Below are 26,803 nucleotides of genomic sequence, written 5' to 3'. Positions count from 1 at the left end.
ACGTCCCCCTCCGGTTGTCCTTGCCGGTATCCGGAGGGGGCTCTTCCCTCTCTACCCATCTCATGACCGAAGACGCAGCCATCGACATTCTGTGGGATTTTCATCACGTCGGTCATATCCCGGCTCCCTGCGACTTGATGTTCGTTCTGGGCAGCAACGATGTCCGGGTTGCAGAATATGCAGCAGAACTTTACCACCGCGGACTAGCCCCCCTTATCGTCTTCTCCGGCGGAGCCGGACGCTTCACTCAGGGATGGGAATTGACCGAAGCGGAAATTTTTGCACGAGCAGCAAAAGCAAAAGGAGTCCCTGCCAGTGCCATCCTTCTGGAAAACAAGGCTACCAACACCGGGGAAAACATCATCTTCTCCCGCCAGATCATCAGCCAGGCAGGATTGCCGACCCCCACACGCATCCTCGCCCTGCAAAAACCCTACATGGAACGCCGAACCCTGGCCACACTGGAAGCCCAATGGCCCGGTCCCTCCTTCCTGGTATCCTCCCCCTCTTTTAGTTTTAAGGCGTATTTGACGGAAACGCTCACACGATCCTTCGTCATCAACGCCATGATGGGGGATTTCCAACGTATCATCGAATATCCCAAACAGGGCTTTTCCACTCGGCAACACATCCCTCAGGAAGCCCTGGAAGCCTTCCGTCTGCTGGTTCAAGCCGGTTACACCACACAGCTTCTTCCGGGAGTTCCCCTTCCCTGAACCGTCTGAAGTCAGTTTTTTTTCTTTTCCGGTCTTCATTCCGGATCCACAATCAAATCCACCAACAACCCAAGCTCATTATGGCTGACCGCAACAACACAGATCCCGCCCGTATGGAAAAAATCGTAAGCCTCTGCAAGAGGCGCGGTTTCATCTTCCAATCCGCCGAACTTTATGGAGGCTTGAACGGTTGCTGGGATTACGGTCCCCTCGGAGCAGAACTCAAGCGCAACGTCAAAGAATACTGGTGGCGTAAAAACGTTCAGGAACGCGACGATATCGTCGGCATGGACGGCTCCATCCTGACGCACAACTCCGTCCTTGTCGCCTCCGGCCACGTTGGAGGATTCACTGATCCAATGTGCGACTGCCTCCTCACCAAGGAACGCCTCCGCGCCGATCAGGTACCGGCCCAGAACGGTACGGTTTTCTGGTACACAGGTGCCTCCCGTCATGAAACAGCATGGTCCGTTGAAAAAACATTCGCCGTTCTCGTTCCCTCTGAAAAAAATGCCGACAAGGCGCGCAAAACAGCCTCCCAGTACTACGCCCAGCTCGCGGGCAAGGATGTCTCCCCCAAGGAAATCATCCTCACCGGAGAACGTACGGAAGAAGTCACCGGCACCACACGCTTCAATCCCGCCAACGGCTCCCTGTTGACTGAAGCACGCGAATTCAACCTGATGTTCAAGACAAAGATCGGTGCGACCTCCGACGATGACGATCCCGCCTCCACTGGATGGCTCCGTCCGGAAACCGCCCAATCCATCTTCTGCCAGTACAAAAATATTCTGGACAGCTCACGCGTCAAAATCCCCTTCGGCATCGCCCAGATCGGCAAGGCATTCCGCAACGAAATCAATCCGCGCAACTTCACATTCCGCTCCCGCGAATTCGAGCAAATGGAAATCGAATACTTCTGCCGTGAAGAAGACGGGATGAACCTGACCGAAGAATGGCTGGAACGCCGCCTCTGCTTCTACGATGAGATCGGTATCCCGCGAGAACACATCCACATCCTCGACGTACCTGCCGAAGAACGAGCTTTCTACTCCAAGAAAACCTATGACCTGGAATACGAATTCCCCTTCGGCATTCAGGAACTGGAAGGCATCGCCTATCGCACGTGCTACGACCTCTCCCGTCATCAGGAAGGCTCCGGAAAAACTCTGGAATACTTCGACGAAGAAACCAAGGAACGTTTCATTCCCCATGTCGTCGAACCCTCCTCCGGCTGCGATCGTACCATTCTGGCCCTCATCTGCGAAGCCTTCGAAGAAGAACAACTCGTCGATGACAAGGGCAAGCAGGATATCCGCACAGTCATGCACTTCCACCCGCGGATGGCTCCTATCAAGGCAGCCATTTTCCCCCTTCTCAAAAAGAACGAAGCCCAGGTCCGCATCGCACGCGACATTGAGAGAACTCTCCAACCCTGGATGAATGTCTTCTATGACGAAGCCGGAGCCGTCGGTCGTCGCTACCGCCGCCAGGACGAAGTCGGCACCCCCTTCTGCATCACTGTAGACTTTGAAACACTCGGCGAAAACGATCCGTCTCTTCAGGGCACGGTGACCATCCGCCACCGCGACTCCATGGAACAGGAACGCGTCGCCATCGACGACCTCCTTCACTGGCTCATCAAGAGAATCCGCTGAAGCGGGATCTCCGCGCTACCCTCATTTTCTACCCCGCAAGCTCTCCGGTCTCAATGCCGGAGAGCTTGTTGTTTTACTCGACATACCGATAATACATAGAGAGCACCAGCGTCCAAAACGCATGTGTCAAGGGAGGCATATCGTCACCGAAGGATACTTCCTCTCGTCCTTGAGCAGTCTTGCTTCTCTGCGTCTGACGCATAACATTGCCCATGACCCGACGCTCGAATCCCTGCCACTGGTTCCCTCCCTGCAGACGGGCAATCTGCCCGTGGTAATAGTTCACATACGCATTGGGAGGGATCGAATGGTAGTCCGATTTATTCACGTTGACCTCGGGAACGGATGCCACCAGCTTCTTCATGGTATTTTCCTCCGCCGGGGAATATTTCACCCCCAGCAGTTTTCCGCTGTAAACGCCGACGAAGGGAATGCTGCAATTCGTCGATCTTTCCTGGGTTCTGTAGTGGAAGGTTCCCCGTTTCGGTAGCCAGCAGGAACGTACGTAACCGGCAGCTTTCGCCATGGCCTCATCATACCCGTCCGGATCAATCCCCGCCCTTCTGAGAGCACACAGGGCCTGGATGTTCCAGCAGGAAATGGAAATATCCCCCGGAGTCATCCCATACTGATAATCCCAGGAGCCTTCCCGGTTCTGACATTTGAGGATGTACTCCGCAAATTGCAGCAAAATCTTTTCATCCAGGGGAAACTCCTCCCCTTTTTCATGACTGAGCCCATATGACTCCGCCAGAGCATAAACCGCCATCGCATATTCATACCCGGGCAAATAGACGCATGTCTTCCGGCTCGGATTCATACATGCCGTCGCCAGATAGGCAATAGCCCTGGCAACCGTCGTCCCGAATTCCTCAGACGTGACCGTTTCACAATGGGCGGAGAAAGCCAGCAGGCAAATTGCCGTCGTACCGACCGGATAGGCGGAATTGACAACAGAAGATCCCCCTTCGCCCCAGGCACCGGAATTCCCCTGTTTTCCCTTAAGCCACCGCAACATCCCAATAACCGTCTTCTCCACCGCTTCCGGATTCCCGCCTCCCTCGCGGATGCGAGCCATACGGCTCCCCGGAGAACAACGGCTTTCCACGATCGATGCAATCCCACCGGAAGAAGCCCCCCCTCCTAGCGATTCACCGAACATCATCTCCTCACTCCCGACCATGCCGGATACATCTACATCCAGATTCGGCAGAGAAACGTCCGCTGCCGCCTCCGCCGTCAACACGGGAGCAGAGGAAACCTCCGGCATGGAGACCGTTTCCTCCTGTGCTGCGTGGTTCACCCGGGTAGATGTCATTTCGGGAACCGCTTCGCTTTCATCCTCCGATACCATGTACACGGAAATTTCTACCGGAGGTAACGGCACGGGAAGAATTTTCACGACAGAAAACACAAACAGTAAGGCAGCGAGAATTCCCCCCGTCACATACAGAGTCGTCCGGCGCCTCTTCCAGACACTGGCGGCATTTTCTCCCGGCGGCGCCACCAGGCGTTCTACCGGACGAACGCTGGGCTGCAAGTCCTTGTGAGGTCTTGAAGAAGATCTTCGTTTCCGTTCCCGGGGGAGAATCTTCTCTCCCCGAGCATTCTTCACCCCCTGGAACGGACGCACCGGCAAGGGTACCTTTTCCCTTTCACCGGGAGAAGAATGGACAGACAGAGCCGAATCCGTCTGCACCCCGCCCTCTTCCTCCGGGGCATCCTCTCCGACCACCCGTCCCCGTTCATCCAGAAACAAGGTCCGACAGCTCCCATCCTCACCATACTGGCAGACGAAAGCCGCATACCCGTGGGAATTCCTGCACCTCTTGCCGTCCAGTCCGTAACAAACCTGTTTCTCCAGACGACCTTCATCGTCATAGGAAAATTTCATGCAGTAGTACCCGCTATCTCCTAGAGCGGGACTCCCATCGGAGGATACATACTTCCTCTCTCCGACCTCCCCCCGGGCATTCCTCTTCACAATGCGGATACGGCCATCGCTCAAATACTCCTCTCTCCGGATTTCCTCACCGTCCGGATCATAAGAAAAAGCTCTTTTGACAATCCCCGCCGCATCCACACATGGCAACCCCTCCCCGCTATAATACGATTCCGACGCCACACGCCCCTCGGCATCATACTCATAGACGACCTTATGCCACAAATCCGGTCCGGCGACGGCATCCCCCGCCTGGCTGCAGTAAAACGCAGAGGCAACCCTGCCGCTGTCGTCGTAGATCTTGCGCATAGTCGGGGTATCCATAGGGGAAACCCTCCCCCGGTCCAGGGAGGGCGCCCCTCTTTCTACCACACTTCCAAGCATTTACAATCATACATTGCGCTTGGAAACGATGCACATCATTCTTCGGGGGAATATGGGACCTCAATAAGAAGGACATCCGACGGCACCAAGGCGGAAATACTCAACGACGATGTGTCATAGATGCCCGCTCCATCACGGGCGTGAAGAACGGCGTCTCCGACTTTCACCTCTCCCTTGATGACGAATACATACACACCCGTACCATGCCCCTTCAACGAGTAGGAGGCCGACACTCCTTCATCAAGGACCCCCCAGGAAAACCACGCCTGCTGGTGCAAACGAATCCGGCTGTCAGGAGCAATAAACACGGAAATTTCATTCTTCTTCAAAAGCGGCCTGATATTGTAATCGGCATATTGCGGGTCGATATTCATCTCGTCGGGAATCACCCATATCTGGAGGAACTTCAAGATTTCATCCGGATCCGGATTGTATTCACTGTGGAAAATACCCGTTCCCGCACTCATGATCTGAATTTCTCCGGGCTGGATAACATGGTTGTTCTGCAAGCTGTCTCCATGGCTCAAACGTCCATGGAGAGGGATGGAAACAACCTCCATATTCTTGTGCGGATGACGGTCAAACCCACGCCCCGGAGCCACCGTGTCATCATTTAACACCCGGAGAGAGCCAAAGCCCATTCTGTCCGGATTGTAATAATCGGCAAAACTGAATGTATGCCATGTATCAAGCCAGCCATGATTGGCGTGCCCCCTTGTTGCAGAGCGATCAATGATCATTTTCATATTTGGTCCTTCTTTCTGGTAAATATTGGACAAATCTCCATCTGGAACAGTTCAGCATCATGACTGCATCATGCCTCTGGAATTGTCATAAGCCATTCCCTCCTCCAGGGAGCGAACATCTGATCTCGTACTGGGGATGGGAAAAATCGTAGTGATCGGTAAACAATTCCGTTTCCATCACCACTTTGTCGTAATCCTGAGAAAACAGATCGGGGAAAAGTCCGCGTGCGTGTTCAATGTCATTGACGTCCGTCTTCATGCACGCAAAGGAAGAGGCCGGAAGCCGGAGCACGTCTCTTGGAAGCGGGACGGGCGCGCCGTCTCCTTCGATAGCGATGTATAGAAACCTTTCTTCTGCATCTCCCCGGTACAGCATCATAATCCCGCCCTCAATGCACATCCCTAGCTCCTGTCTGATAATTTCGTCAATTCCCTTCGTAAATTTCAGGTGATACTCGGAACTGCGCAATGCCCCCTTGTACGGGATTGTCCACAACAGCATATCCGGGAAATCCACCTTGATCGGACCATTGTGAAAGCGGTAATTCTCCGCATACTGGATGTGCTCCCGGATTTCGTCGAGCATGCGGAGCCGGGCATTAATTGCCTTGATCTTCTCATCGGCCAGCATCGTGCCATATGTAATCAACTTGCCGATGCGGATATTTTTCCTGTCCTCCGTCATAAACTCCGGGAAGCGATTTAAGGGAATGTCCAGTTCCACACATAATTGAATGGCCTGAACCAACGGGATCTGGGAATAGTCGTAGTAACGGTAGCCCGTCTCCGAGTCGATGTATGCCGGAGTCAGAATACCGATCCTGTCGTAGTAACGGAGCGATTTGACGTGTACTCCCGTTTGCTGGGAAATGTTGCCGATTGTCAGTAATTGTCTTTTGTCCATATTCAGCAAAATACGTCAAAGGGAAAATCGGAAACAGTCCACAGCAAAAAAATTATAAACGATTCGCAATCAACACAATGAATATTCAAACCCAAATCTCATCTCAAGGTATCCTTCGTACTTGACGGAAGATTCACTGGCATGATTCCGATTTCCTATTGACTCTCCCATTATGGGATAGTAGCATGATATCTTATCGGCGCTCCAGAGGAATGAGAGGCAATGACACAAGACCTCACCCCGGTTTGCCCAACAATCCGTTTCACCGAATGAAAATAGCATCTATCCTGCCCGTCCTTTTCGCAACGGGAATCACTCTTTCCTCCTGCCGTCAAGAAGACCAGGCCACACCTCAAATGCCTCCGCCCGAAGTGACTGTCGTCACGGTGAAGGGAACACAGGAACCCGTTACCACCAACCTCCCCGGACGGATGGAAGCTTTTCTACAAGCCGAAGTCAGAGCCCGCGTCACGGGCATCATCCAGGAACGCTGCTACCAGGAAGGACAAAATGTCAACGAGGGGGATATCCTCTTCAAAATCGACCCTGCCCCTCTTCAAGCAGCCCTCGACGGCTGCCAGGCCGCACTCGACCGGGCCAAAGCCATCCTGGACGACGCCAAGGACAAAGTGGACCGCTACTCCGCCCTCGTCACCAAGGGTGCCGTCAGCGGACGGGAACACACGCTCGCCCTGGCCGAACAAGCCAAGGCAAAAGCCGATTACGACGCAGCCGCTGCAGCCCTCGAACAAGCCAAACTCGACTTGGGATACGCCAACGTCACCGCGCCGATCAACGGCCGTGTTCGCCGAGCCCTCGTCACCAAAGGTGCCCTGGCCAACAAAAACGAATTCACCCACTTGACGACCGTTGAACAGATCAATCCCATTTACGTCCGCTTCAGCCAGCCTTCCACTCAGCACAGCAAACTCCGGCGCGCCGTCCTGTCCGGAGAATGGGAGGGTATCCCCCTCGACCAGGTCAAAGTCAAACTCCGCCTTCCGGACGGAGACGAGTATCCCCTCCCCGGCAAGATACTCTTCAGCGACATGGCGGTAGATCCGAACACGGACACGATCGAAATGCGCGCCCTATTCCCCAACCCCGACCACGAACTCCTGCCTGGAGCATACGTCCGCGTCGTCTTCGACAAAGCCATCCGCAAAAACGTTTTCAGCATCCCGCGCGACTCGCTGATGCGAACATCGCAGGGAGCTTCCGTTTACGTCGTCGGACAAGATGACATGCTGGAAGTACGCCCCGTCACCGCTGAAACCATGAAAGGGAAAAACTGGCTCATCACCTCCGGACTCAAAGAAGGCGACCGGGTCGTCACCGGCAAACTCACCATGCTGCGCCCAGGGATCAAAACCATCGTCCGAGAAACATCCGCCCAGTCCCAGCAGCCGGACACCCACTAAACGCCCAGCCCCACATTAGGCTATGCCCGACTTTTTCATCCACCGCCCCATTTTCGCATGGGTTGTCGCCCTCCTGATCTCGCTGATCGGGACATTGGCCATCCCGATGCTGCCCGTCGCCCAGTATCCGGACATCGCGCCGCCCGTCATCAACATCCGTACGACCTATCCGGGCGCTTCCGCCCAGGTCACGGAAGAAGCCGTTACCGCCGTCATCGAAAAGGAAATCAACGGAGCCCCCGGCCTCCTTTACATGACAGCTACCAGCGATTCCAACGGCATGGTCGACATCGCCGTCACATTCAAGCAGGGCACCGATCCCGACATCGCCGCAGTCGAAGTTCAGAACCGTATCAAAATCGTCGAATCCCGCCTTCCCGAATCCGTCCGACGCGAAGGCGTATTCGTCGAAAAATCCTCCAACAACATCCAGGCCGTCATTTCCCTGTCTTCCACCGGGACATTGGACGGGACGGAACTCGGTGAACTGGCTTCATCACGCATCATCCCGGAACTCAAACGAGTCAAGGGTGTCGGTCGCGTCGATCAGTTCGACGCGGAGACATCCATGCGCATCTGGCCGGATCCCGAAAAACTGGAGGCTCTTAAGCTGACGCCCAACGACATCGTCACGGCCGTCGCCTCCCAGAGCGAACGCATCATCGTCGGAGACATCGGCGGAGCCGCCGTCAACAAAGACGCCCCGATCAACGCCAGCGTAGTAGCGGAAGAAGCCTTCAGTACCCCGGAACAATTCGAATCCATCGCACTCCGCACGCTCGAAGACGGTTCGTCCGTCAAACTCAAAGACGTGGCACGCGTCGAACTCGGAGCCAACAACTACTCCTTCTTCTCGCGGTGCAACGGGCAGGTCTCTTCCGGCATGGCCATCAAGATGGCGCCCGGTTCCAATGCCGTGGAAACCATGGGACTCCTTCAGGACAAAATGAACGAACTGTCGCGGGACTTTCCCGCCGGCGTCTCCTACCAGATCCCCTACGAAACCACCCACTTCGTCAAGATCTCAATCCAAAAGGTCATTTCAACTCTGCTGGAAGCCATCGCCCTGGTCTTCATCGTGATGTTCCTGTTTCTTCAGAACTTCCGGGCCACTCTCATCCCGACACTCGTCGTCCCCGTCGCCCTGCTCGGCACATTCGCCGTCATGTGGGTATCCGGATTCTCCGTCAACATGCTCACCATGTTCGGCATGGTGCTGAGTATCGGCATTCTGGTAGACGATGCCATCGTCGTTGTCGAAAATGTGGAACGCATCATGATGGAAGAAGGGCTGGATGCCCGCCGTGCCACCGTCAAAGCCATGAAACAGATTGGAGGAGCTATCGTCGGCATCACGGCAGTTCTCATTTCCGTTTTCATCCCGATGGCATTCTTCAGTGGCGCCGTCGGCAACATCTATCGTCAATTCTCACTGACGCTCATTGTGTCCATCGCCTTCTCGGCCTTCCTCGCCCTTTCCTTGACGCCGGCCCTCTGCGCCAGCCTCCTCAAACCTTCTTCCGTAGAACATCAGGAAAAGAAAGGCTTCTTCGGACTCTTTAACAGAACAGTCACCCGCGCTACCAACAGCTACGGCAAATCCGTAGGAGGCATCATCAAACGCCCCGTCCGCTCCCTCTTGATCTACCTGCTCGTCATCGCCGGAGCCGGCTACCTGTATGTCACCCTCCCCACCTCCTTCCTGCCGGAAGAAGACCAAGGCAACTTCCTCACCGTCATTTCCCTGCCCGCTGGAACTCTTCAGGAGGAAACCAGTGAACGCCTGCGCGAAGTGGAAGACTATCTGATCCGGAACGAACCCGTCGAATATACTTACTCCGTCGGAGGGTTCAGCTTCTTCGGCTCCGGAACCAACATGGCCATGCTCTTCATCGGCCTGAAGGACTGGGAACACCGGACGGAGCCCGGCATGGGCGTCAAGGACATCGTCGCCAGAGTCAATGCCCGGTTCGCGGCAGATCCTCAAATGAACGTCATGGCCATCAACATGCCCTCCCTGCCCGAACTCGGCAACACATCCGGGTTCGACTTCCGCCTTCAGGACAAGGGAGACATCGGATACGACCGCCTCGTCGAGGCACGCGACGAACTACTCGCCAAGGCCAACACCACAAGCCCCGACCTCAGCGGCGTATACTTTGCCGGTCAGCCCGACACCCCGCGCCTCCGCGTTGCCATCGACCGAGAAAAAGCATTCTCCATGGGAGTTCCCATCACGGAAATCAGCAATTCTCTGGCTGTCATGTTCGGTTCCAGCTACGTCGGTGACTTCATGCACGGCAACCAGGTTCGTCGCATTATCATCCAGTCCGATGCCAAAAGCCGCCTCGACGGAGATGACATCGAAGACCTGCATGTCCGCAACTCGGCCGGCAATCTCCTGCCCCTCTCATCCTTTGTCGATCTCGAATGGACGGCAGGCCCCCCTCAATTGACGCGCTACAACAACTATCCCGCGTTTACCATCAACGGCTCCGCCGCACCCGGCAAAAGCAGCGGCGACGCCATGAAAGCCATGGAGCAAATCGCCTCCACTCTGCCCCAGGGAATCGGGTTCGAATGGACCGGGCAATCCTATGAAGAACAACAGGCTGGTTCCCAGGCCACCATCCTGTTCTCCCTCTCCATCCTCATCGTCTTCCTTGTACTGGCAGCCTTGTATGAAAGCTGGTCCATTCCGTTCGCAGTCATCCTGGTCGTACCCCTCGGCCTCATCGGTGCCTTGCTGGCTGTCTTCTTGCGGGAAATGCCCAACGATATCTACTTCAAAGTCGGCCTCATCACCACCATCGGCCTCTCCGCCAAAAACGCTATCCTCATCGTCGAAGTCGCCAAAGACCTCTACCGGGACGGCATGGACGTCATGCAGGCCACCATCACCGCCGCCAAACTCCGCCTCCGCCCCATCCTGATGACATCCCTCGCCTTCGGCGCAGGCGTTATCCCCCTTGCGTTTGCCCATGGTGCAGGCGCAGGAGCCCAGAAAGCAGTCGGTACCGGCGTACTCGGCGGCATCATCACCGCCACCGTCCTCGCCATCTTCCTCGTACCCCTCTTCTTCCGCCTCACCGCAGGCAAGCGCAAGAAGATAGAGGAATAAGGCCTTCTTCCAAAAACAGGTTATCCACATCATCAAGCCTCACTCAGGAATTTCATCCCGGGTGAGGCTCTTTTCATCACTGGATATCAGTCCATCAAAAGGGTTGCCCCATACTGGATGAAGACAGCCCCATGTACGTTGATTGGTCAGATAGACTTATTTGTATTCTTCCATCATTTGACGGACTTTTTCCCGAATTGCATCATCGTTTGATTGCTCCATCTTTTTGTAAAGGTCAGTCACATCAAAATAGATTATCTGTGTATTCCCGGAAGACTTATCCCGTCCCACAATAAGCTGCAAATACAGCCCATACTGGTACATTTTATTTACACTATCGCTTTTCAAAAGATTAGGATAATTCTTCGCTATGTATTCATCTTGGGCTGCTTCAATTCCTTCCAAACTCGTCACATAGCTTAAATTAACTGCCTTGGACAACCGTCTGAATATCTCCTGCTCCGTTGAAACATTTGAGCTAACATTCGGAAATAGTATCAAGGAATCATCTGAAGCCATGGGTTTGCACCCCACACAGGAACAATCCGATTTCAGACAATTACAAGAAAATGACGCTTGCCCGCATTCCTCTCTTAGCATGCACATCGCTGCCAATTCGACAATGCGCCTGGCTTCCGCAATAGCTTGTTTTTTGCGTTCTTCCTCAGACAAACCTAATTTACCATCAATGGAAAAGACATCCACTACGATGGGAAATAACGATTTGGTATATTCCCTTTCAAGTCCGTATACTCCAGAATGGTGACGGCATTGCATCCGGCATGATGCATGAACCGTATACACACCAGCAGTCCCAGGCAACAGTACTGCTTCCATATGCAGATTTTTAACATCTACCGAACATTCTCCAGCGTTCATCTGTCCAGTCCAAGTCACAGATGCAAGCATCACGCCCAACAGTAATCGTAAAATTGATTTCATACCTTTTTCTCATCATAGCTACTGTCTTTCATCAGGGAAAGACCGGATAGTAAATACTTGATCTGTTGTACTACTGGTAGCACGGTATAACAAAAAAAGGGCTGTCCCAGAAAATTCCGGAACAGCCCCTGCATTCAATGAATATGCGGCAACCCTTATTTCCAGGAATACTGGACGGGAAGGTTGCGGGAAGAATTCCCAATCGAAACCTTGTATTCACCGGGCATCACATCCCAGGACTTTTTCGCTTCGCTCCAGTATTTCTTCTCTTCATCCGTCAGTTTGAAGGTAACGACTTCCGACTGACCGGGTTTAAGATTCACCTTCTTGAATCCGGCAAGTTCCCGAACGGGCATAGGCACTTCTTTTGATTCGGGTTTGGTGATGTAGCACTGCACGGTTTCAGCTCCTTCGCGGTCTCCCGTATTCGTCAGCTTCACGGAGAACTCACCTGCTCCGGGATTGGTACCGGCGGGGTCCATGGAAAACGTCGTGTACGACAAGCCGTAGCCGAAGGGGAAACGGGGTTCAATTCCTGCCTTGTCAAAGTGCCGGTAGCCTACCCATATATCATCGGAGTAGAATTGAACGGGATTGTCCTTGCTCCAGCGGATATCGCCCGGGTAGGAGAGGAATCCTTCCGAATGGCTCTTCCAATCGTTCAAGCGTTTGCCGAAGGTACAGGGCAGTTTACCCGAGGGGTTCACCTTGCCCGTAACCACTTCAGCAAGCGCCGTACCGGCATCCATGCCACCATACCATAATTCCAGAAGAGAAGGCACTCGGTCAATCCATTCCTCTACCTGGACAGGAGCGCCGTTGACAAGGGCTACCACCGTTTTCGGATTAGCGTCCAAAACCCTATCGAGCAAGGCTACCTGGTCTCCCTTGAGGTTCAGATCCGGCTTGTCACCGCCTTCCAAGACCCCCCAACCGGCACATTCGCGGTCATAGGTATGATCGGTGCCCCCCACAAAAATGACCACGTCCGCCTCCTTGGCAGCTTCGACGGGATCCCATTCTTTCATGTCCGGGAAACTCTTTTTCTTCGGATCTTCGAAGCGGAATCCGGGAGCAAACAGGACGCGATCCTTGCCGAAGAGCTCCACAATACCGGCCAGCGGCGTCTTCTCATAGGGGGGACGTCCTGCCGCAGCACCGCCACGCTGATGGACGCCGGAACCATCCACCATGGTCTGGTACTGGTCGGCATTAGGCCCGATCACGGCGATCTTGCCGATTTTTTGCGGATCCAGAGGAAGGAACTGCTTGTCATTTTTCAGCAAGACCACCGCTTCGCGGGCAACCTGGCGGGCAACCTCCTGATGTTCGGGAGCATTCAACCGGCCTTCCAGAGGCTCGGTAAACGCGCCGACACGCATCGCAAAACGGATATTGCGTTTGACGGCATCCTCAAAAAACTTGCGATCAATCTTCCCCTCATTGACCAGCTTGACAATATTCTTGTCCTTGTCCGCATTCTTTCCGCTGGGCATTTCCAGATAGCAGCCCCCGTTGACGGCATCCGCATCGCCATGCCATGCTCCCCAGTCGGACACCATAGTTCCATCCCACGTCCAATCGTCATAAAGAATATTGTTAAGACGATCTCTCTGGTGGCTCGCCCACTTGCCGCGCACCTTGTTGTAAGAGCACATGATCGTCCAGGGATTGGCCTCGCGTACGGCGATTTCAAACGGCTTGGCATAAATCTCGCGCAAAGCGCGTTCCGGAGCATCGACGTCGATAACCGTGCGGGACCATTCTTGATCATTGAAAAGCCAGTGTTTCAAAGATGTCGAAACACCATTGGCCTGTACGGCATTAATAAACGAAGCGGCTATCTTTCCGGCCAGGAAGGGATCTTCCCCGAAATATTCGAAGCTACGTCCGCCCAAAGGCGTACGCATCAGGTTGACTGCGGGGCCCAGAATAATGCGTGAGTTCGTCGCCTTGCACTCGCTGGCAATCACCTCGCCGACTTTTTTAATCAAATCCTGGTTCCATGTAGACGCCATGGCCGTCCCGCAAGGGAAATACGTTGAACGATTGTCTCCTCCGAGGCGTACTCCCAGCTGTGCATCCGACATAATGAACTTCGTGAGTCCGATGCGCGGCACATCACCGTATTCGTATCCGCTGCAGCCGTGAAGCAAGGAAGCCTTTTCCTCATCCGTCAACCGTTTGAAAAGATCCTCCACCCGCTGTTCCAGAGGCTGATTCTTGTCACGATACGGAGCATTGACCATGGAAACATCGGTCGGCGGTTCAATCTTACTCCGGACTACATCCTTGCTGCCCTCGGCATATTGCTCCGCCCAACCGGACGAACATACGGCACACAGCCCGAAGGCAGCAATTCTCATGAGGCTTCTTCCATTCATAAATCTATTGAAATGTATATGATTACCGTTGAGATACGTATACTCGCCAACCGTTCTTTCACAGAATACCTGTATTCGGGACAAAGGCGCGGCAACTTCGCCCCACGCCACTGAACATACCAAGCGGACGGGAAGAAAGGCCCCCCCTCGTTGGATCCATGCGATCCCCGCCATGCTACGATTTTCTGGAAGCACGCTTATCCTCCGAGGCGGAGCCGGAGTGACCACGATCATCCTTGAAAAGCCTGACGAGGAATTTGAACAAATAACGATTTCTCATCTCAATGAGATTTGGATACCTAAACCGCTTTCTGCTTAGGGAAGAAACCATTGCCATGAAGCGGCTTCAACTTTTGAGACTCATAACCGCTGCGAAATGTTCACGATACAGGAAAGAATGTCCATGTATCACTCCTTGATCCATGCATGCATGATTTCCACCACATACATGCGATGCAAGGGATTATCCTCTGCGTACCACTTCTCCAGACAGGACTTGTCCACGAATCCGGACTCCTTCAGGGCATCGCTGTACAGTTTGCGACATTCCAACACGAGATCGGCGCCTTCGACAGCCACATTGCCCATCTCCGTCACTATGGGCGACAATCCGGCAGCGGCCATCTTGTCTCCGTTGCGCCCGGATGTCGTCCCACACACGCGCAAGGCCGAACGGAACTCTTCCCCCATGAAGGAGAGGGTCAGGTACTCCTTCTTTTCGATGAACTCATACGTATAGCGGTTGGGGCGTACCACCACAAAAGCTACAGGCTTACCCCACATAAACCCGATACCACCCCAAGAGGCCGTCATCAGATTGAAGGATTCCTGCTCCCCCGCCGTAATCAGCATCCACTTGTGACCGATTAACTCAACGGCATTATCCGTAATGTTTACAGGATTTATTTCTTTCATCATCTTTTTTCTACAGAATTTGAATAATGAGATTATGACCGCATGGAACGGCCGATTTTCAACACGAAAAGAGTCATACCCAGGCTCATGACTCCCATGACAACAAACTGCCATGCCGGGGAAATCAACAGCATCATGACGTACTGGAACCCCACCGCCAGCAATCCCAGAAAGCAATCCACAAGATTCCCTGCCGCAATCACGTCGCCGCGCCTTCCGTTCTCCGCACGATCCTGAAGACAAGCATTCAACGGCACCAGATAAGCCGAGGCAAAAGCTCCCGCAAAAATCAGGAGTACCTGGAACAACCAGACATTCGGAGGCACGAGGCTCAATCCCAGGCATCCCAGCGTCATCCCCAGCCCTCCCCAAAAGGCTACTCCCATGCGAATGCCGTTGCGGCAAATGGAGGAAGCCACCACGCCACCCAGCACCATGCCGCCGCTCATCCAGGCCATGAGTTCAGCCCCCTGAGAGCCAAAATCATCTCCTGCACCCGATACCTCCTTGGCCAGCTGAATCGTCATCAAAATGATCGTTCCTCCGAAAAACCAGAAATATCCGATACCGGCCTCGCAACGCCGCAGGACTTCATGCCGCCATAAATACCCCAATTGCTTAAAATGTTCGTACAGCAAACTCCACGCAAACGGACGCGCCTCATACGGACGATAGGCAGGCAGAGTAAACGTCCCAATCGCCGTCACCACGGCCAGCAGGAAAAACATGAAACAAGGAAACGATGCCGCATACCACCCGTCATTGATCCCGTTCGGTTTGAAAACACCGTCAAACCAGGCAAAAAAACCATCCCCAAGCATTCGGTGCCAGATCGTATTCGTCCCCGGCTCCAGCAGATATGAAAACCAGACAAACACCCCCAACTGGCCGATCAGCAGAGCCAGCACAGAAGCCATCTCCACAATTCCGCTGGCAAAGCCGATTCGTTTCGTACCTACGATATCCTTGATAATCCCCTTTTTGGACGGACTGAACACCGTCGCCTGTACGGCAAACACGCAAAACCACCCCAGCGCGGCATCAAGGTTGTGCCCTCTCAAGCTAAAAAACATCCCCATCAACACCACCAGCTGAGTCACGGCCATGGCCCGGATAATATACGTCTTGCAAAACCTGTCCGACAACCAGCCAGCCAGAGGGGAAAACAAAATAAACGGCAGGACGATAATCGCCCCCAGGGGATACTCCAGATTACCCTCTTCACGGTACAACCATACCCCCAGAGGAATCAGCAAAAACTGGGCGCCTTTTTCACTGAAGGAGTTCTGCGCCTGGATCAACACGAGCTTCCAGAACGAGAACCAGTCGATACGCTGCGGATCCGCGGTATTTGCCTCCTGCATGCCGCGCATTGTAGCCGTCCTCAAACGGGATGCCAGCATTATTCCGGCAAAACCATCACCACAAGAGAAATGGCACTCCCAGCCGGAGTTGAACCGAGCCTTTGCCGTTGGAGAGACGGCCTTCCTATCCGCTAGAAGATGGGAGCATCAATCAGAAACTCAGGTCCGAAAACCTGATGTGGATTCATCAATACCACTTTCCCTCACGCAGTCAACTCCAAATTCGCCCATCAATTTTCGGGACAACATACCGTCATTTTCCTTTGCCATCATGGTCTTGAGAGAGTATTGCCAAGCTGTTTTTTGCTTCTGTGCCAACGGCATCTTTCCGTTGAAGAAGATCATCAGCTTACTTCTGCGACAAACGCTCCACTCCTTCCCCACAACCGGCATGATAGAAAAACCTGCTTTTTGCCCCACGTTTATAATACTCCAAGGCTTTATCACGATCCACAGGCGTCCCGATCCCGTCCTCATATACCTTTCCCAGAAAATAATTCAAACCGCCCGCCGTGTAGGACTGGGTATATTTGTCCAATTCTTGGGCTAAATCATACAGTTTTTTTTCATCCCTTCCCGGCAGGTCTGCATGCCGGAACGCAAGAGTTAACATGAAAACCGACGGAGCAATCTGCATATTGACATTGTTTCGTTTCCCTCCATTGAAAGGGTCGGAATAGAGAACCGAGCTACCTCCAAACACCCCCATGGCCTCCTTAGCTTCTGAATAACAATCCCAAGCCTTTTTCAAATCACGGGACACCCCCATACCATGCTCGTTGAGATAGCCCAGGACAAGTTTGCCGAGAGGATCACCTTCGCCTGCCAACTCCTTCACCTTATCCACATATACGCTGGTAACGCCAGGAGAAACATCCCAACAGGCAGGTTCTTCCAACAATTTGAGCAACAGACGATCAGCTCCGCACAGAGCAACCAGTTCATCCAACTGCCGGCGGGCTTTTTCAGCATTCTTCCCATCAATCAACTTCACAACGTCACACCAATACACCTCCTTTCTCCAATCCAGCTTTTCCAAAGCTTTGCTCATGGCTTGCCTCAAAAAACGGGGACGATAAAAACACTCCATCAACTTTGTTTCCATGGAGTCCAACTTGGAACGAAAAGCCATTCTCTCGATAAAAGGCACATACCTGCACTCCAGCAACGTGCGATAGTAACGAAACGCCTCTTCCCAGTCCTCACGGGTAAAATAATTCAAGCTCGACAACCCATGTGCAAGCCAGCAGTCCATACCGGCAAGGCTCCCCCTCCGGGCTGCCTTTCGGGCACAATCCACCCCCTCGTAGAATTCGTTCATCTCCTTCGCATCTTCGGCTTTCAGCCCCCCCATCCGGACAAGACCATTCCACGCCTGGTCACTCGCTTCGTCAGGAAGCATCAGGATAGCTCTGCCCCAAAACGTTTCCTCCATCCCTTCCAGTATTGCCCTCTGTCTATCGAAAGAATCTTTGGGAGGGGAAAAAGTCAGGGTTGCCATTTTTTCCATCGCCCTCACATCCCCGGCTTTCACCTGCTTCCTCAGGGCATCCTGCAACAGGGATCTCTCCTCGTTGGAAAGAATCAGGTGGCAGGCGATCCGGCACATCAGGTTATAAGCCATCAAATCACCTCCGCGAAGACCATTCAGAAATTCATGATAACCAGGAAGACCCGTATAATCAGGACACTTTTTTGGGGAAATAAAGAGTGAACTACTACCCGTAATTTTAACAACATTCCTGTTTTCCGGAAGAGTCAAATGCACAAATTCCCTTAAAAAGCGAGCCCCCGGATGCTTAAATTCCTCTGCTTTCCCCAGCCAGTAATCCACATCTCTAGCTTGCCTCCAGCTTAACATTTCAGGAAAATCTCCCTTTTCCCATCCAAGATGCAACGCCATCGCCAGGCAAGCCTCCGCATCTCCGCTGTTTGCCCGGTGCAAACATTCCTCAAGCAACACCTGATCCGCAGGAAGTTTCCCGTGGGAAGTTACCGGATCCAACGTCACTTCATAGGGTAGATTCTCCTTGTCCCGAAGCTTGGCCTGCATCTCAGCCAAAGTCTTCTCTCGCTCTTCCCTTCGCGCAAATTCCTCCTTCACCGATGTCGCGTCCTTACCCGTAATCCGGCTTAAATACTTGCCGCCATCATTGCATCCACGTGCGATCTCCCACGTCAACGGGAAAAGAGCACGGCGTTCGTTCCACAATTTCCGTTGCTGCTCGGAATAGCTATCCCCATACTCGGAAACCGCTGGCCACAGAAACACGCTCGTCACCACTGCCAGTAGGACGGCAGTTATTGAAATCCACACTTTCTTTTTCATGGGTTATTCTCCTTGGAAATTCCTTTTGTTTCTTCTTGCAACAAGCGTTCAACGCCATCCGTACATCCGATATGATTCTTGCCTTTTTCGTAAAACTTCAAAGCCTTTTCCTTGTCTACCGGAGTTCCGATACCGTCCTCATACACACGACCCAGAAGATAACTCACATTTCCAGGAAGTGAAGAAGATACCGAATCTTCCAATTCCTGAGCCAGCGCATACATCAATTTTTCATCCCTGCCCGGGAAATCCGTGTGCCGGATTCCGAGAGACAAGAGGAAAAGACCAGGAGCATCCTGCATACTCGCAGAGCAAATTTCCTCTCCATTGTCAGGATCCATATAACCATCGGGCAACCTTTTAACAAAAAAACCGACAGTATCTCTCGATTCGAGATAATACCTCCAGGCCTTGCCTAAATCGCGTGGCACCCCCAATCCGTGTTCATGACAATATCCCAGGACAAGTTTTCCAAAAGGGTCTCCTTCATCAGCCAATTCCTGCACCTTATCGGCATAAATGCGGGCAAGTTCAGGGGAAACATTCCAGAAGGATGAATCTGCCAGTAACTTGCTCAAAATGGCATCTGCCCCACTCACAGCAATCCATTCATCCAATTGGCGACGCACGGTATCTGCATCCCCGATATCCGTTCGTTTATTGATATTTTTAAACAGGTCTGCACCATCATATTCCTGTTGACCACGAATCTCTTTGATCGCATTTTCCAGTAATTTATAATCGTAAAAACCTATGACCAGATCCAGATCCGATCTATCCTGACAAAACAAGTCATACCTGAGAGGCTGAAAAGAAATATAGTTGCGTTCCAATAGCGTGTGATAGTAGCGGAACACCTCATCCCAATCTTCTCGAGTATAGTAATCCGAGCAGATGACACCATTCCACAGGCAACAATTCATACCTGCGAGGCTACCTCTTCGGGCAGCCTTACGGGCACAGTCCATGCCTTCTCTCAATTCTTTCATCGTCTCGGTATCTTCCACATCAAGCAACCCAATCCTGACAAGACCATTCCATAAACTCCCCTGAGCCTTGAACGGAAGGAAGCCGACAGCTCGCCCCCAAAACGAGTCTTTCATTTCCCGGATCATATCGAAATTGCATCGATAGGTATCCTGTGAAACAAAGAAAATCAAATCAGACAGCTTTTCCATCGCTCTCACATCTCCTGACTTGACCTGTCGCCGAAGAGATTCCAGCAATAACATCCTTTCCTTGTCAGGAAGAGTGAGATTCCAAGCCATTTTTACTATCAGGGAATACGCCACCAAATCGCCATTCCGCATACAATTCAGGAACCCTTCATAACCCGGCAGATCTTCATAATTCGGGCAAGCTTTTCGCACACAATATATCGTAGAACCCGAAATTTCAGTAATTGTTTTTCTGCTTTCCGGCAATGTCATTCGTAGGAATTCTTTTAAGAAACGCGCCCCCTGATGATTCAACTTCTCGGCCCTGTCCAACCAATAACCGACATCTCGAGCGCCTCTCCAGCCCAACTCTTCAGAATACTCTCTGTTACCCCACCCCAAGTGGCATGCCATCACCAAACAGGCCTCTGCATCGCCGCCATTTGCACGACGTAAACATTCCTGAATCGGTACTTGCTCTGCCGCCAAAGATGCCCAGTCTTCATGAATAACAGAAGGTACGGGATAGGCTAACTTCTCTTCCCATTTAATCTTAATCCTTTCATTATCGATCGATTTTATACATTCCTTTCGCCGTTTCCATTCATCCTTCACCCACATTTTATCCTTGCCCAACACACGACTTAAAAACTCAGCATCAACATCCGGGATACCATCTGCCAATGCCCAGATCCAAGGTAAAATAGCCCGACGCTCATTCCACAGCTTCCGCTGTTGCTCGGAATAGCTGTCCCCATACTCGGGAGCCGTCGGCCACAGGAACCAGCCTGCCACCGCTGCCAACAACACGGCAGCTATTGATATCCATACTTTCTTGTTCATGGCTTACTTTTCCCCGGAATTTCCTTTTGCCTCCCGTTGCAAACGTTCCGCCCCTTCTGAGCAACCGAGGTGACCACTTACGAGACATTGATAATACTTCAAGGCTTTTTCATGATCGACAGAAGTACCGATGCCCTCCTCATAGACTCTCCCCAAAAGGTAGCGCAAATGACCAGTATAGGGGGAATTATCAACGAATGGTTCCAATTCCTGAGCAAGCTCATACAATACGTGTCCATCTCGCCCCGGAAACTCCTTATGGTGGATCCCCAGAAACAGTATGAACACTGCCGGGGCATTCGGCATACATGTTGTACTCGATTTTCCTTCATTCGCGGAATCCTTGAAGCTAACAAACCCTCCTCCATAATTCACAGCAATCTCCCGGGCTTCCCGATAACAAGCCCAGGCTTTCCCCAAATCACAAGGGACGCCTGTTCCATGCTCATAGCAAAAACCCAGCACCAACTTGCCAAGGGGATCCCCCTCGGCAGCCCATTCCTTCACCTTGCCCACATAGGCATCGACCTCATCCGGAGAATCTTTCCATGAATCATACAAACGCAACATTTGCCGTAAAACAGCATCCGATCCTCTCTCAGCTATCTTTTCTTCCAATTCGCGCCGAATTCCCTCAGCATCCTCAGCATGCGTTAATTTCTTTTCGCCGCCATCTATCCACCAATACTCGCCGCTCATATAGAGTTTTACAAAATCAGAGCTCACCTTATTCAACGACTCCGGCTCGTAATAACATTCCAGCAAATTCCTGTCCAGGGTAGGAGACCACTTTCCCGACTCCCATCGATCAAAGGCAGGAACATACCCGCTCTCCCACAAGGTGCGATGAAATCGAAAAACCTCCTCCCAATCTTCTTTCGTATAATAATCCACGCTCGCCAATCCATTCGCAAGCCAACAATCCATACCAATCAAACTCCCTCGCCTTGCCGCCACTCGGGCACAATCCAAACCTTCGCGCCATTCGCGGTCTGCCACCGTATCGGTCGGATTGATCAATCCCATTTGTACCACCCTCTTGCCAAGAGGCAGGTGCATGGACCTTGGAAGTTTCTGAATCATCTCATACCAGAATGATGCCTGCATCTCCTTCCAAACATCACTTCGCCTCCTTCTGGTCTCTCTTGTACAAATAAGCTGAGCCATCTTCTCCATCGCAGCTACATCGCCGGCTTTCACTCCATTCCTCAGTGTTTCCATCAGCAAAGCTCTTTCTCCCGGCGGGAGATCATGAGTTCCAGAGACAAAACTCATCAGGCGGAATGCCATCAAATCCCCCTTGCGCAGGCAATCCTCAAATTCTTCGTAGCCGGGAAGCCCCGTATAATCCGGGCATGTAGCACTACGACTAGCACTTGTCGCGTATTCATCAAGACTGAGAGCCTTCCTGCTTTCCGGCTGCATCATCTGGAAAAAATGTTTGAGAAACAGGGCTCCCGGACGCCCCAAATCCGTTGCCTTGTTCAACCAATAGTCCACATCACGAACCTCACGCCAACTCCACACCCCGATGCCCAGAACAGAATTCTCACCAACTCTCCATGCCATTGCCATGCACGCGTCAGCATCACCATTCCGGGCTCGCCTCAGACATTCCCTGAATGGAACCAAATCAGCGGGAAGCGACGCAAAATCCGGTTGGGCAGGCAGATCCCCCTGGAAAATGAGTTCCTCCTGATTGCGAAGAACATTCTGGGCGCTGGCTAATTGTTCATCCTGTTCCTCCTTCTGCGATCGAAGTTGATCAACCTCTTTCCAATCCAGTCCTGTCATGAATCCCAAATATGCAAAACCGAACGCAATACTGTTCCCATCCATCCAATCCCACGGCAAACGCGCCCGCCGTTCATTCCACAGCTTCCTCTGCTGCTCGGAATAGCTGTCCCCATACTCCGGCGGAGATAACCACAGGAACCAGCCGGCAAACGCCGCCAACAACACGGCAGCTATTGATATCCATACTTTCTTGTTCATTCACTTTCCTTTTGACGATTCGTCATCCTCCAACTGCCGCAACAAGCGTTCTGCACCTTCGCTACACCCGGCGTGGTTTCCACCACGTTTGTAACAACTCAATGCTTTTTCCTTGTCCACGGGTGTACCAATACCATCCTCGTATATTCTTCCGAGCAGGTAACTCAAGTCAGACAATCTGGAACCCAAGGTCGGTTTATCCAGACTTTGAACGAGATCATACAATTCCTTCCCATCCTTCTTCAGTTCATCCGCATGCCGTATCCCCAGCGACAGCATGAAAATTGTCGGCGTAAACTGGAGATAGGAACTGGAATACTTCCCCCCATCCGTTGGGTCGGGATACGAAACCGATATACATCCATAAGAACCCACTGCATCCTTCGCGGCAGAATAACAGTTCCATGCCTTGTTCAAGTCGCGAGGCATACCCCGCCCGTATTCATTCAAGTATCCCAGAACGAGCAGAGCCAACGGGTCCCCCTCGTCTGCCAGCTCCTTCACTCGGCTGGCATACATACGGGCAATTTCCGGGGCAACATTCCAGCATCTTTCATCCTTAATCAACTTCAGCAAAACAAAATCAGCCCCCATCGTCGAGATCCGTTCATCAAGCTCGCGACGCGCCTGTTCCACATCGATTTCCGACGTCAATTTGTCGAAACAAAACCAGGAAGCCTCCTCCTTCAACTTCAGCTTTTCCAAGGCATCATCGTAGGACTTCCTCAGTGCAGCAGGTGGATAAAAGCAAGCAACCAGTTCGTCCCCGATGGGCTTCGGAAAAGATTCCCATAACTTTCTCCTAACAAAAGGTATATAGCCATGTTCCATCAAAATCCGATGGTAGCGAAGCGCATCTTCCCAATCTTCCCTGGTAAAATACCTCAGACTTGACATCCCCCATAAAAGCCACCAATTCATCGCGATCATGCTGCCAGACTGCGCCGCCTTCCGGGCATATTCCGCCCCTTCACGGAATTCTTTCATCGTCGCTGTCTGCTCAGCATCCCATACACCTAGCCAAATGAGAGCATTCCACAACTGAAGCTTCCTTTCTTGAGGGAGCTTGACCATAGCCTTGCTCCAAAATGAATTTTCAAGCTCACCAAACATCTTTTTGAGTCGATCCTCATTGTCCCTCGGGAAGGAAAATACCAGTTCCGCAATCTTTTCCATCGCCTTCGTATCTCCAGCCTGAGCCTTTGTCCTCAGCGCATCCAGCAACACAAGGCGTTCCCGGTCAGGAAGTGTCAGGTTTCCAGCCAATGCCACCAACAATCTGTAAGCCATCAGGTCCCCACTGCGAAGGCAGGTCATAAAATCCTCGTACCCCGGGAAACCGGTATAATCCGGACATGGGCTGTCTCGCAATACGGCAATATTTCCGACAAGTTTCATCGTGCTTCTACTTTCCGGCTGCATCTTCCGTGCAAAATACCTCAAAAAGTGTGCTCCCGGATGCTTCAGGTCTTCCGCCTTGCCTAGCCAATAATCCACATCTTGAGCTGCCCTCCAAGTCAATATGTTACCTTGTTGTAACACAATACAGACCATCGCCAAACAGGCATCCACATCGCCCGCCCGGGCTCGCCGCAGGCATTCCTTCCGAGACACATGGTATGCAGGAATATCCTCCTGCAATACATCTTCCGTCAGAATTGTCGGGCAAGGCCTGCTCTCCTGATTGGCAAGCTCAAGCTGTTGTTTTTCCAGGCCAGAATCCTGCTGTTTCTTCATCTCCATCGTCTTTTGCGTCCATCCTGCATCTTTCCCCAAAAAACGACTCAAAAACGTAATATCAACATCTCCGCGGACTCGAGCAAACTCCCACACACCGGGAAAAAGTGCCCTCCGCTCATTCCACAGCTTCCGTTGCTCCTCGGAATACCCCGTACCATACTCCGACGGAGAAGGCCACAGGAACCAGCCTGCCACCGCCGCCAACAACACGGCAAGCAACACGATCTTTTTCTTCTTCATCTCGACTCCACTTCATCAATTTTGTTCGGAAGAATCAAGTTCGTCTTCCCCCAATTTCTCCAATCGTTCCGCACAACCTGTATAACTGCTCCTGCCCCGTTTATAATACTCCCGTGCTCTCCCCTTATCAACAGGCGTACCAATCCCATCCTCGTACACACGCCCGAGAAGGTAATTCAATTTGCCCGCATGATCGGATTTCGAATACTGATCCAAATCCCGAGCCAGCGTATACAATTTTGCTTCATCCCTGCCCGGAAAATCCGCAAAACGCACCCCTAGGGAAAGCAAAAGCACTGAGGGGGCCAGTTGCATATAATAGAGTTGATATTTGTCGTCACTGGTTGGATCCCAATAAAGAACCAACTCTAATCCGAATATCCCCACGGCATCCCTGGCCTCCGAATAACAGTTCCACGCCAATACCAAATCGCGCGATACGCCCAGCCCATTCTCATAGAGATAGCCCAAAACGAGCTTTGCCAAAGGCCCCCCCTCTCCGGCAAGTTCCTTCACCTTCACCACATAAGCCTCTGCAACTTCGTGAGTCACGTTCCAACAGTTGGGATTTTTCAACATTTCATACAAGACAGCATCCGCCCCCATCAAAGCAATCTGTTCATCCAGCAATCGAAGAACTTCGTCCTTATGTTTTGTCTTCGGCAAAAGAACATCCGTCCTCCATGGTAGTTCATCTTTCAATCCAGACCGTGTCAAAGCCCAATTATGGACATCCAACAAGGTCTTGGGAGGATAATAGGATTCCAACAGCTCCCTCTCCAATGGATATTTATAACCTCTATCCCAATTCCAAATGAAAGGAATATAGCCACGTTCCAACATCATGCGATGGTAAAGAAAAACTTCTTCCCAATCATCTCGCGTATACGTATTCAGGCTCGCCTGCCCATATTGAAACCAATAGTACATGCCAGCGAGGCTTCCGCGCCGGGCCGCCTCATGCGCATACACAGCAGTTTCCCGGAACTCGCGCATCGTTTCGGTATCCTCCGCAGATACGATCCCCATACGCACAAAAGAAAGAAAGGTGCTTTCCCTCATGGAATCAGGAAGCATGCCAATCATCTTGCCAAGTCTCGTTTTAATCATTTCATCATCAATATACTGACTCCAGTCCATATCGAAATACTGATCAAAAACCAGAGAGCACATCTTCTCCATCGCCGAGACATCGCCTGATTTTGCCTTTTTCCGCAACGCCTCCATCAACAAGCTTTTCTCTCGTTTCGGAAGTACATGATCTGCCGCAAGCAATTTGAACAGATAGTACGCAAGCAAATCACCATTCCGAAGGCATTGCTGCCATTCAGCATAACCGGGAAGTCCCGTATAATCCGGGCAAGGATACTCAGTACTCTTACCTTTCCCAATGACCTCCCTCTTCCGGTTTTCCGGGAGAATCATCGTCATGAAATTTCTCAGGAAACGAGTCCCCGGACGCTTGAAGTCTTCCGCCCGCCCCAGCCAGAATGATACATCTCTCGCTCGCCCCCACGACAATAATTCCTGATTTGTCAGACCATTCCAACCCAGGTGGAAAGCCATCATCAGGCAGGCATCCGCATCACCTCCCCGAGTTCGTTTCAGACACTCCCGAACAGACACCTGACTCGCGGGAAGAGATGAAAAATCCAACGGTACATTCCGATCCAGCTGAAAATCCAGCTTCTCTGCGTCGCGAAGTTGCATCTGTTCCGCAGCCAATTCTTTATTCCTTATTGCCTTCTGCTTCGCGAAACTTTCGGCATCGTCTCTGTTCTTCCCCGTCAGGTAACTCACGGTCCAGTCTGATAAATCATAACCCCGCTCTTTTCCCCACGAAAGAGGATACAACGCCCGCCTCTCATTCCACAGCTTCCGTTGTTGCTCGGAATAACTATCCCCATACTCTGGTGCTGTCGCCCACCAGATCATAACCGCAGCCATGGCAAGCAAAGAGACAACGATAATCCGGACAATTTTCTTTCTCATCGCCAATTCT

Annotated in this window: 16 protein-coding genes and 1 tRNA gene; 4 read left to right on the top strand and 13 right to left on the bottom strand. The window is 52.2% G+C overall.

Annotated elements, in window-relative coordinates:
• The first annotated feature begins 62 nt into the window (after window positions 1-62).
• Together QET40_RS03500 and QET40_RS03495 are read left to right on the top strand one after the other, a co-directional pair.
• Window positions 63-716, top strand: a complete 654-nt coding sequence (locus QET40_RS03500; RefSeq protein WP_280125793.1) for a YdcF family protein — start codon at window positions 63-65, stop codon at window positions 714-716.
• An 80-nt stretch (window positions 717-796) separates the two neighbouring features.
• On the top strand, window positions 797-2,374 hold the full coding sequence (locus tag QET40_RS03495; protein WP_280125792.1) for a glycine--tRNA ligase: 1,578 nt from the start codon (window positions 797-799) through the stop codon (window positions 2,372-2,374).
• Window positions 2,375-2,447: 73 nt separating this feature from the next.
• Here QET40_RS03495 and QET40_RS03490 read toward each other — a convergent pair whose 3' ends face one another.
• The 3 genes from QET40_RS03490 to QET40_RS03480 all read right to left on the bottom strand — a co-directional run bounded on the left by QET40_RS03490 (window position 2,448) and on the right by QET40_RS03480 (window position 6,350).
• Complete coding sequence (locus QET40_RS03490; protein ID WP_280125791.1) at window positions 2,448-4,625, bottom strand: hypothetical protein; 2,178 nt, start codon at window positions 4,623-4,625, stop codon at window positions 2,448-2,450.
• A gap of 110 nt (window positions 4,626-4,735) precedes the next feature.
• Window positions 4,736-5,446: a pirin family protein gene (locus QET40_RS03485; RefSeq protein WP_280125790.1), complete on the bottom strand. Its 711-nt coding sequence runs from the start codon at window positions 5,444-5,446 to the stop codon at window positions 4,736-4,738.
• 85 nt (window positions 5,447-5,531) lie between these two features.
• A complete protein-coding gene (locus tag QET40_RS03480) occupies window positions 5,532-6,350 on the bottom strand; it encodes a MerR family transcriptional regulator (protein ID WP_280125789.1) in 819 nt (272 codons plus the stop codon).
• A 269-nt stretch (window positions 6,351-6,619) separates the two neighbouring features.
• On the opposite strand from QET40_RS03480, the gene QET40_RS03475 reads away from it, so the two are divergent.
• On the top strand, window positions 6,620-7,771 hold the full coding sequence (locus tag QET40_RS03475; protein WP_280125788.1) for an efflux RND transporter periplasmic adaptor subunit: 1,152 nt from the start codon (window positions 6,620-6,622) through the stop codon (window positions 7,769-7,771).
• 22 nt (window positions 7,772-7,793) lie between these two features.
• On the top strand, window positions 7,794-10,892 hold the full coding sequence (locus tag QET40_RS03470; protein ID WP_280125787.1) for an efflux RND transporter permease subunit: 3,099 nt from the start codon (window positions 7,794-7,796) through the stop codon (window positions 10,890-10,892).
• A 156-nt stretch (window positions 10,893-11,048) separates the two neighbouring features.
• On the opposite strand, the gene QET40_RS03465 is transcribed toward QET40_RS03470, so the two are convergent.
• The 10 genes from QET40_RS03465 to QET40_RS03420 all read right to left on the bottom strand — a co-directional run bounded on the left by QET40_RS03465 (window position 11,049) and on the right by QET40_RS03420 (window position 26,793).
• The gene (locus QET40_RS03465) at window positions 11,049-11,834 is read right to left on the bottom strand and encodes a hypothetical protein (protein WP_280125786.1); all 786 of its coding nucleotides are present in this window, start codon (window positions 11,832-11,834) and stop codon (window positions 11,049-11,051) included.
• A gap of 155 nt (window positions 11,835-11,989) precedes the next feature.
• Complete coding sequence (locus QET40_RS03460) at window positions 11,990-14,200, bottom strand: glycoside hydrolase family 3 C-terminal domain-containing protein (protein WP_280125785.1); 2,211 nt, start codon at window positions 14,198-14,200, stop codon at window positions 11,990-11,992.
• 426 nt (window positions 14,201-14,626) lie between these two features.
• A complete protein-coding gene (locus QET40_RS03455; protein ID WP_280125784.1) occupies window positions 14,627-15,136 on the bottom strand; it encodes a flavin reductase in 510 nt (169 codons plus the stop codon).
• A gap of 29 nt (window positions 15,137-15,165) precedes the next feature.
• Window positions 15,166-16,497 carry an MFS transporter gene (locus tag QET40_RS03450; protein WP_280125783.1) on the bottom strand — a complete coding sequence of 444 codons (1,332 nt, stop codon included), beginning with the start codon at window positions 16,495-16,497 and terminating at the stop codon, window positions 15,166-15,168.
• Window positions 16,498-16,567: 70 nt separating this feature from the next.
• Window positions 16,568-16,643, bottom strand: a tRNA-Glu gene (locus QET40_RS03445).
• Window positions 16,644-16,846: 203 nt separating this feature from the next.
• Window positions 16,847-18,826 carry a hypothetical protein gene (locus QET40_RS03440; protein ID WP_280125782.1) on the bottom strand — a complete coding sequence of 660 codons (1,980 nt, stop codon included), beginning with the start codon at window positions 18,824-18,826 and terminating at the stop codon, window positions 16,847-16,849.
• The gene (locus QET40_RS03435) at window positions 18,823-20,826 is read right to left on the bottom strand and encodes a hypothetical protein (RefSeq protein ID WP_280125781.1); all 2,004 of its coding nucleotides are present in this window, start codon (window positions 20,824-20,826) and stop codon (window positions 18,823-18,825) included. Before QET40_RS03435 ends, QET40_RS03440 begins: the two co-directional genes overlap by 4 nt.
• Window positions 20,827-20,829: 3 nt before the next feature.
• Complete coding sequence (locus tag QET40_RS03430) at window positions 20,830-22,821, bottom strand: hypothetical protein (protein ID WP_280125780.1); 1,992 nt, start codon at window positions 22,819-22,821, stop codon at window positions 20,830-20,832.
• Window positions 22,822-24,801 (bottom strand): SEL1-like repeat protein, encoded by a 1,980-nt coding sequence (locus QET40_RS03425; RefSeq protein WP_280125779.1) that lies wholly within the window; start codon window positions 24,799-24,801, stop codon window positions 22,822-22,824. It lies immediately after the preceding gene.
• A gap of 15 nt (window positions 24,802-24,816) precedes the next feature.
• The gene (locus QET40_RS03420) at window positions 24,817-26,793 is read right to left on the bottom strand and encodes a hypothetical protein (RefSeq protein ID WP_280125778.1); all 1,977 of its coding nucleotides are present in this window, start codon (window positions 26,791-26,793) and stop codon (window positions 24,817-24,819) included.
• Window positions 26,794-26,803: the final 10 nt, after the last annotated feature.

It is taken from the genome of Akkermansia sp. N21169 (assembly GCF_029854675.1).
Classification (GTDB): Bacteria; Verrucomicrobiota; Verrucomicrobiia; order Verrucomicrobiales; family Akkermansiaceae; genus Akkermansia.
This window is presented reverse-complemented; position numbering and strand designations above follow the sequence as displayed.

What these genes read in the sequence shown, in the direction of transcription:
- QET40_RS03420 (WP_280125778.1), bottom strand. Translation starts at nt 26,793, where the DNA reads ATGAGAAAGAAAATTGTCCGGATTATCGTTGTCTCTTTGCTTGCCATG.
- QET40_RS03450 (WP_280125783.1), bottom strand. Translation starts at nt 16,497, where the DNA reads ATGCAGGAGGCAAATACCGCGGATCCGCAGCGTATCGACTGGTTCTCG.
- QET40_RS03460 (WP_280125785.1), bottom strand. Translation starts at nt 14,200, where the DNA reads ATGAGAATTGCTGCCTTCGGGCTGTGTGCCGTATGTTCGTCCGGTTGG.
- QET40_RS03455 (WP_280125784.1), bottom strand. Translation starts at nt 15,136, where the DNA reads ATGATGAAAGAAATAAATCCTGTAAACATTACGGATAATGCCGTTGAG.
- QET40_RS03430 (WP_280125780.1), bottom strand. Translation starts at nt 22,821, where the DNA reads ATGAACAAGAAAGTATGGATATCAATAGCTGCCGTGTTGTTGGCGGCG.
- QET40_RS03475 (WP_280125788.1), top strand. Translation starts at nt 6,620, where the DNA reads ATGAAAATAGCATCTATCCTGCCCGTCCTTTTCGCAACGGGAATCACT.
- QET40_RS03485 (WP_280125790.1), bottom strand. Translation starts at nt 5,446, where the DNA reads ATGAAAATGATCATTGATCGCTCTGCAACAAGGGGGCACGCCAATCAT.
- QET40_RS03490 (WP_280125791.1), bottom strand. Translation starts at nt 4,625, where the DNA reads ATGCGCAAGATCTACGACGACAGCGGCAGGGTTGCCTCTGCGTTTTAC.
- QET40_RS03435 (WP_280125781.1), bottom strand. Translation starts at nt 20,826, where the DNA reads ATGAACAAGAAAGTATGGATATCAATAGCTGCCGTGTTGTTGGCAGCG.
- QET40_RS03465 (WP_280125786.1), bottom strand. Translation starts at nt 11,834, where the DNA reads ATGAAATCAATTTTACGATTACTGTTGGGCGTGATGCTTGCATCTGTG.
- QET40_RS03480 (WP_280125789.1), bottom strand. Translation starts at nt 6,350, where the DNA reads ATGGACAAAAGACAATTACTGACAATCGGCAACATTTCCCAGCAAACG.
- QET40_RS03495 (WP_280125792.1), top strand. Translation starts at nt 797, where the DNA reads ATGGCTGACCGCAACAACACAGATCCCGCCCGTATGGAAAAAATCGTA.
- QET40_RS03440 (WP_280125782.1), bottom strand. Translation starts at nt 18,826, where the DNA reads ATGAAAAAGAAAGTGTGGATTTCAATAACTGCCGTCCTACTGGCAGTG.
- QET40_RS03470 (WP_280125787.1), top strand. Translation starts at nt 7,794, where the DNA reads ATGCCCGACTTTTTCATCCACCGCCCCATTTTCGCATGGGTTGTCGCC.
- QET40_RS03425 (WP_280125779.1), bottom strand. Translation starts at nt 24,801, where the DNA reads ATGAAGAAGAAAAAGATCGTGTTGCTTGCCGTGTTGTTGGCGGCGGTG.
- QET40_RS03500 (WP_280125793.1), top strand. Translation starts at nt 63, where the DNA reads ATGACCGAAGACGCAGCCATCGACATTCTGTGGGATTTTCATCACGTC.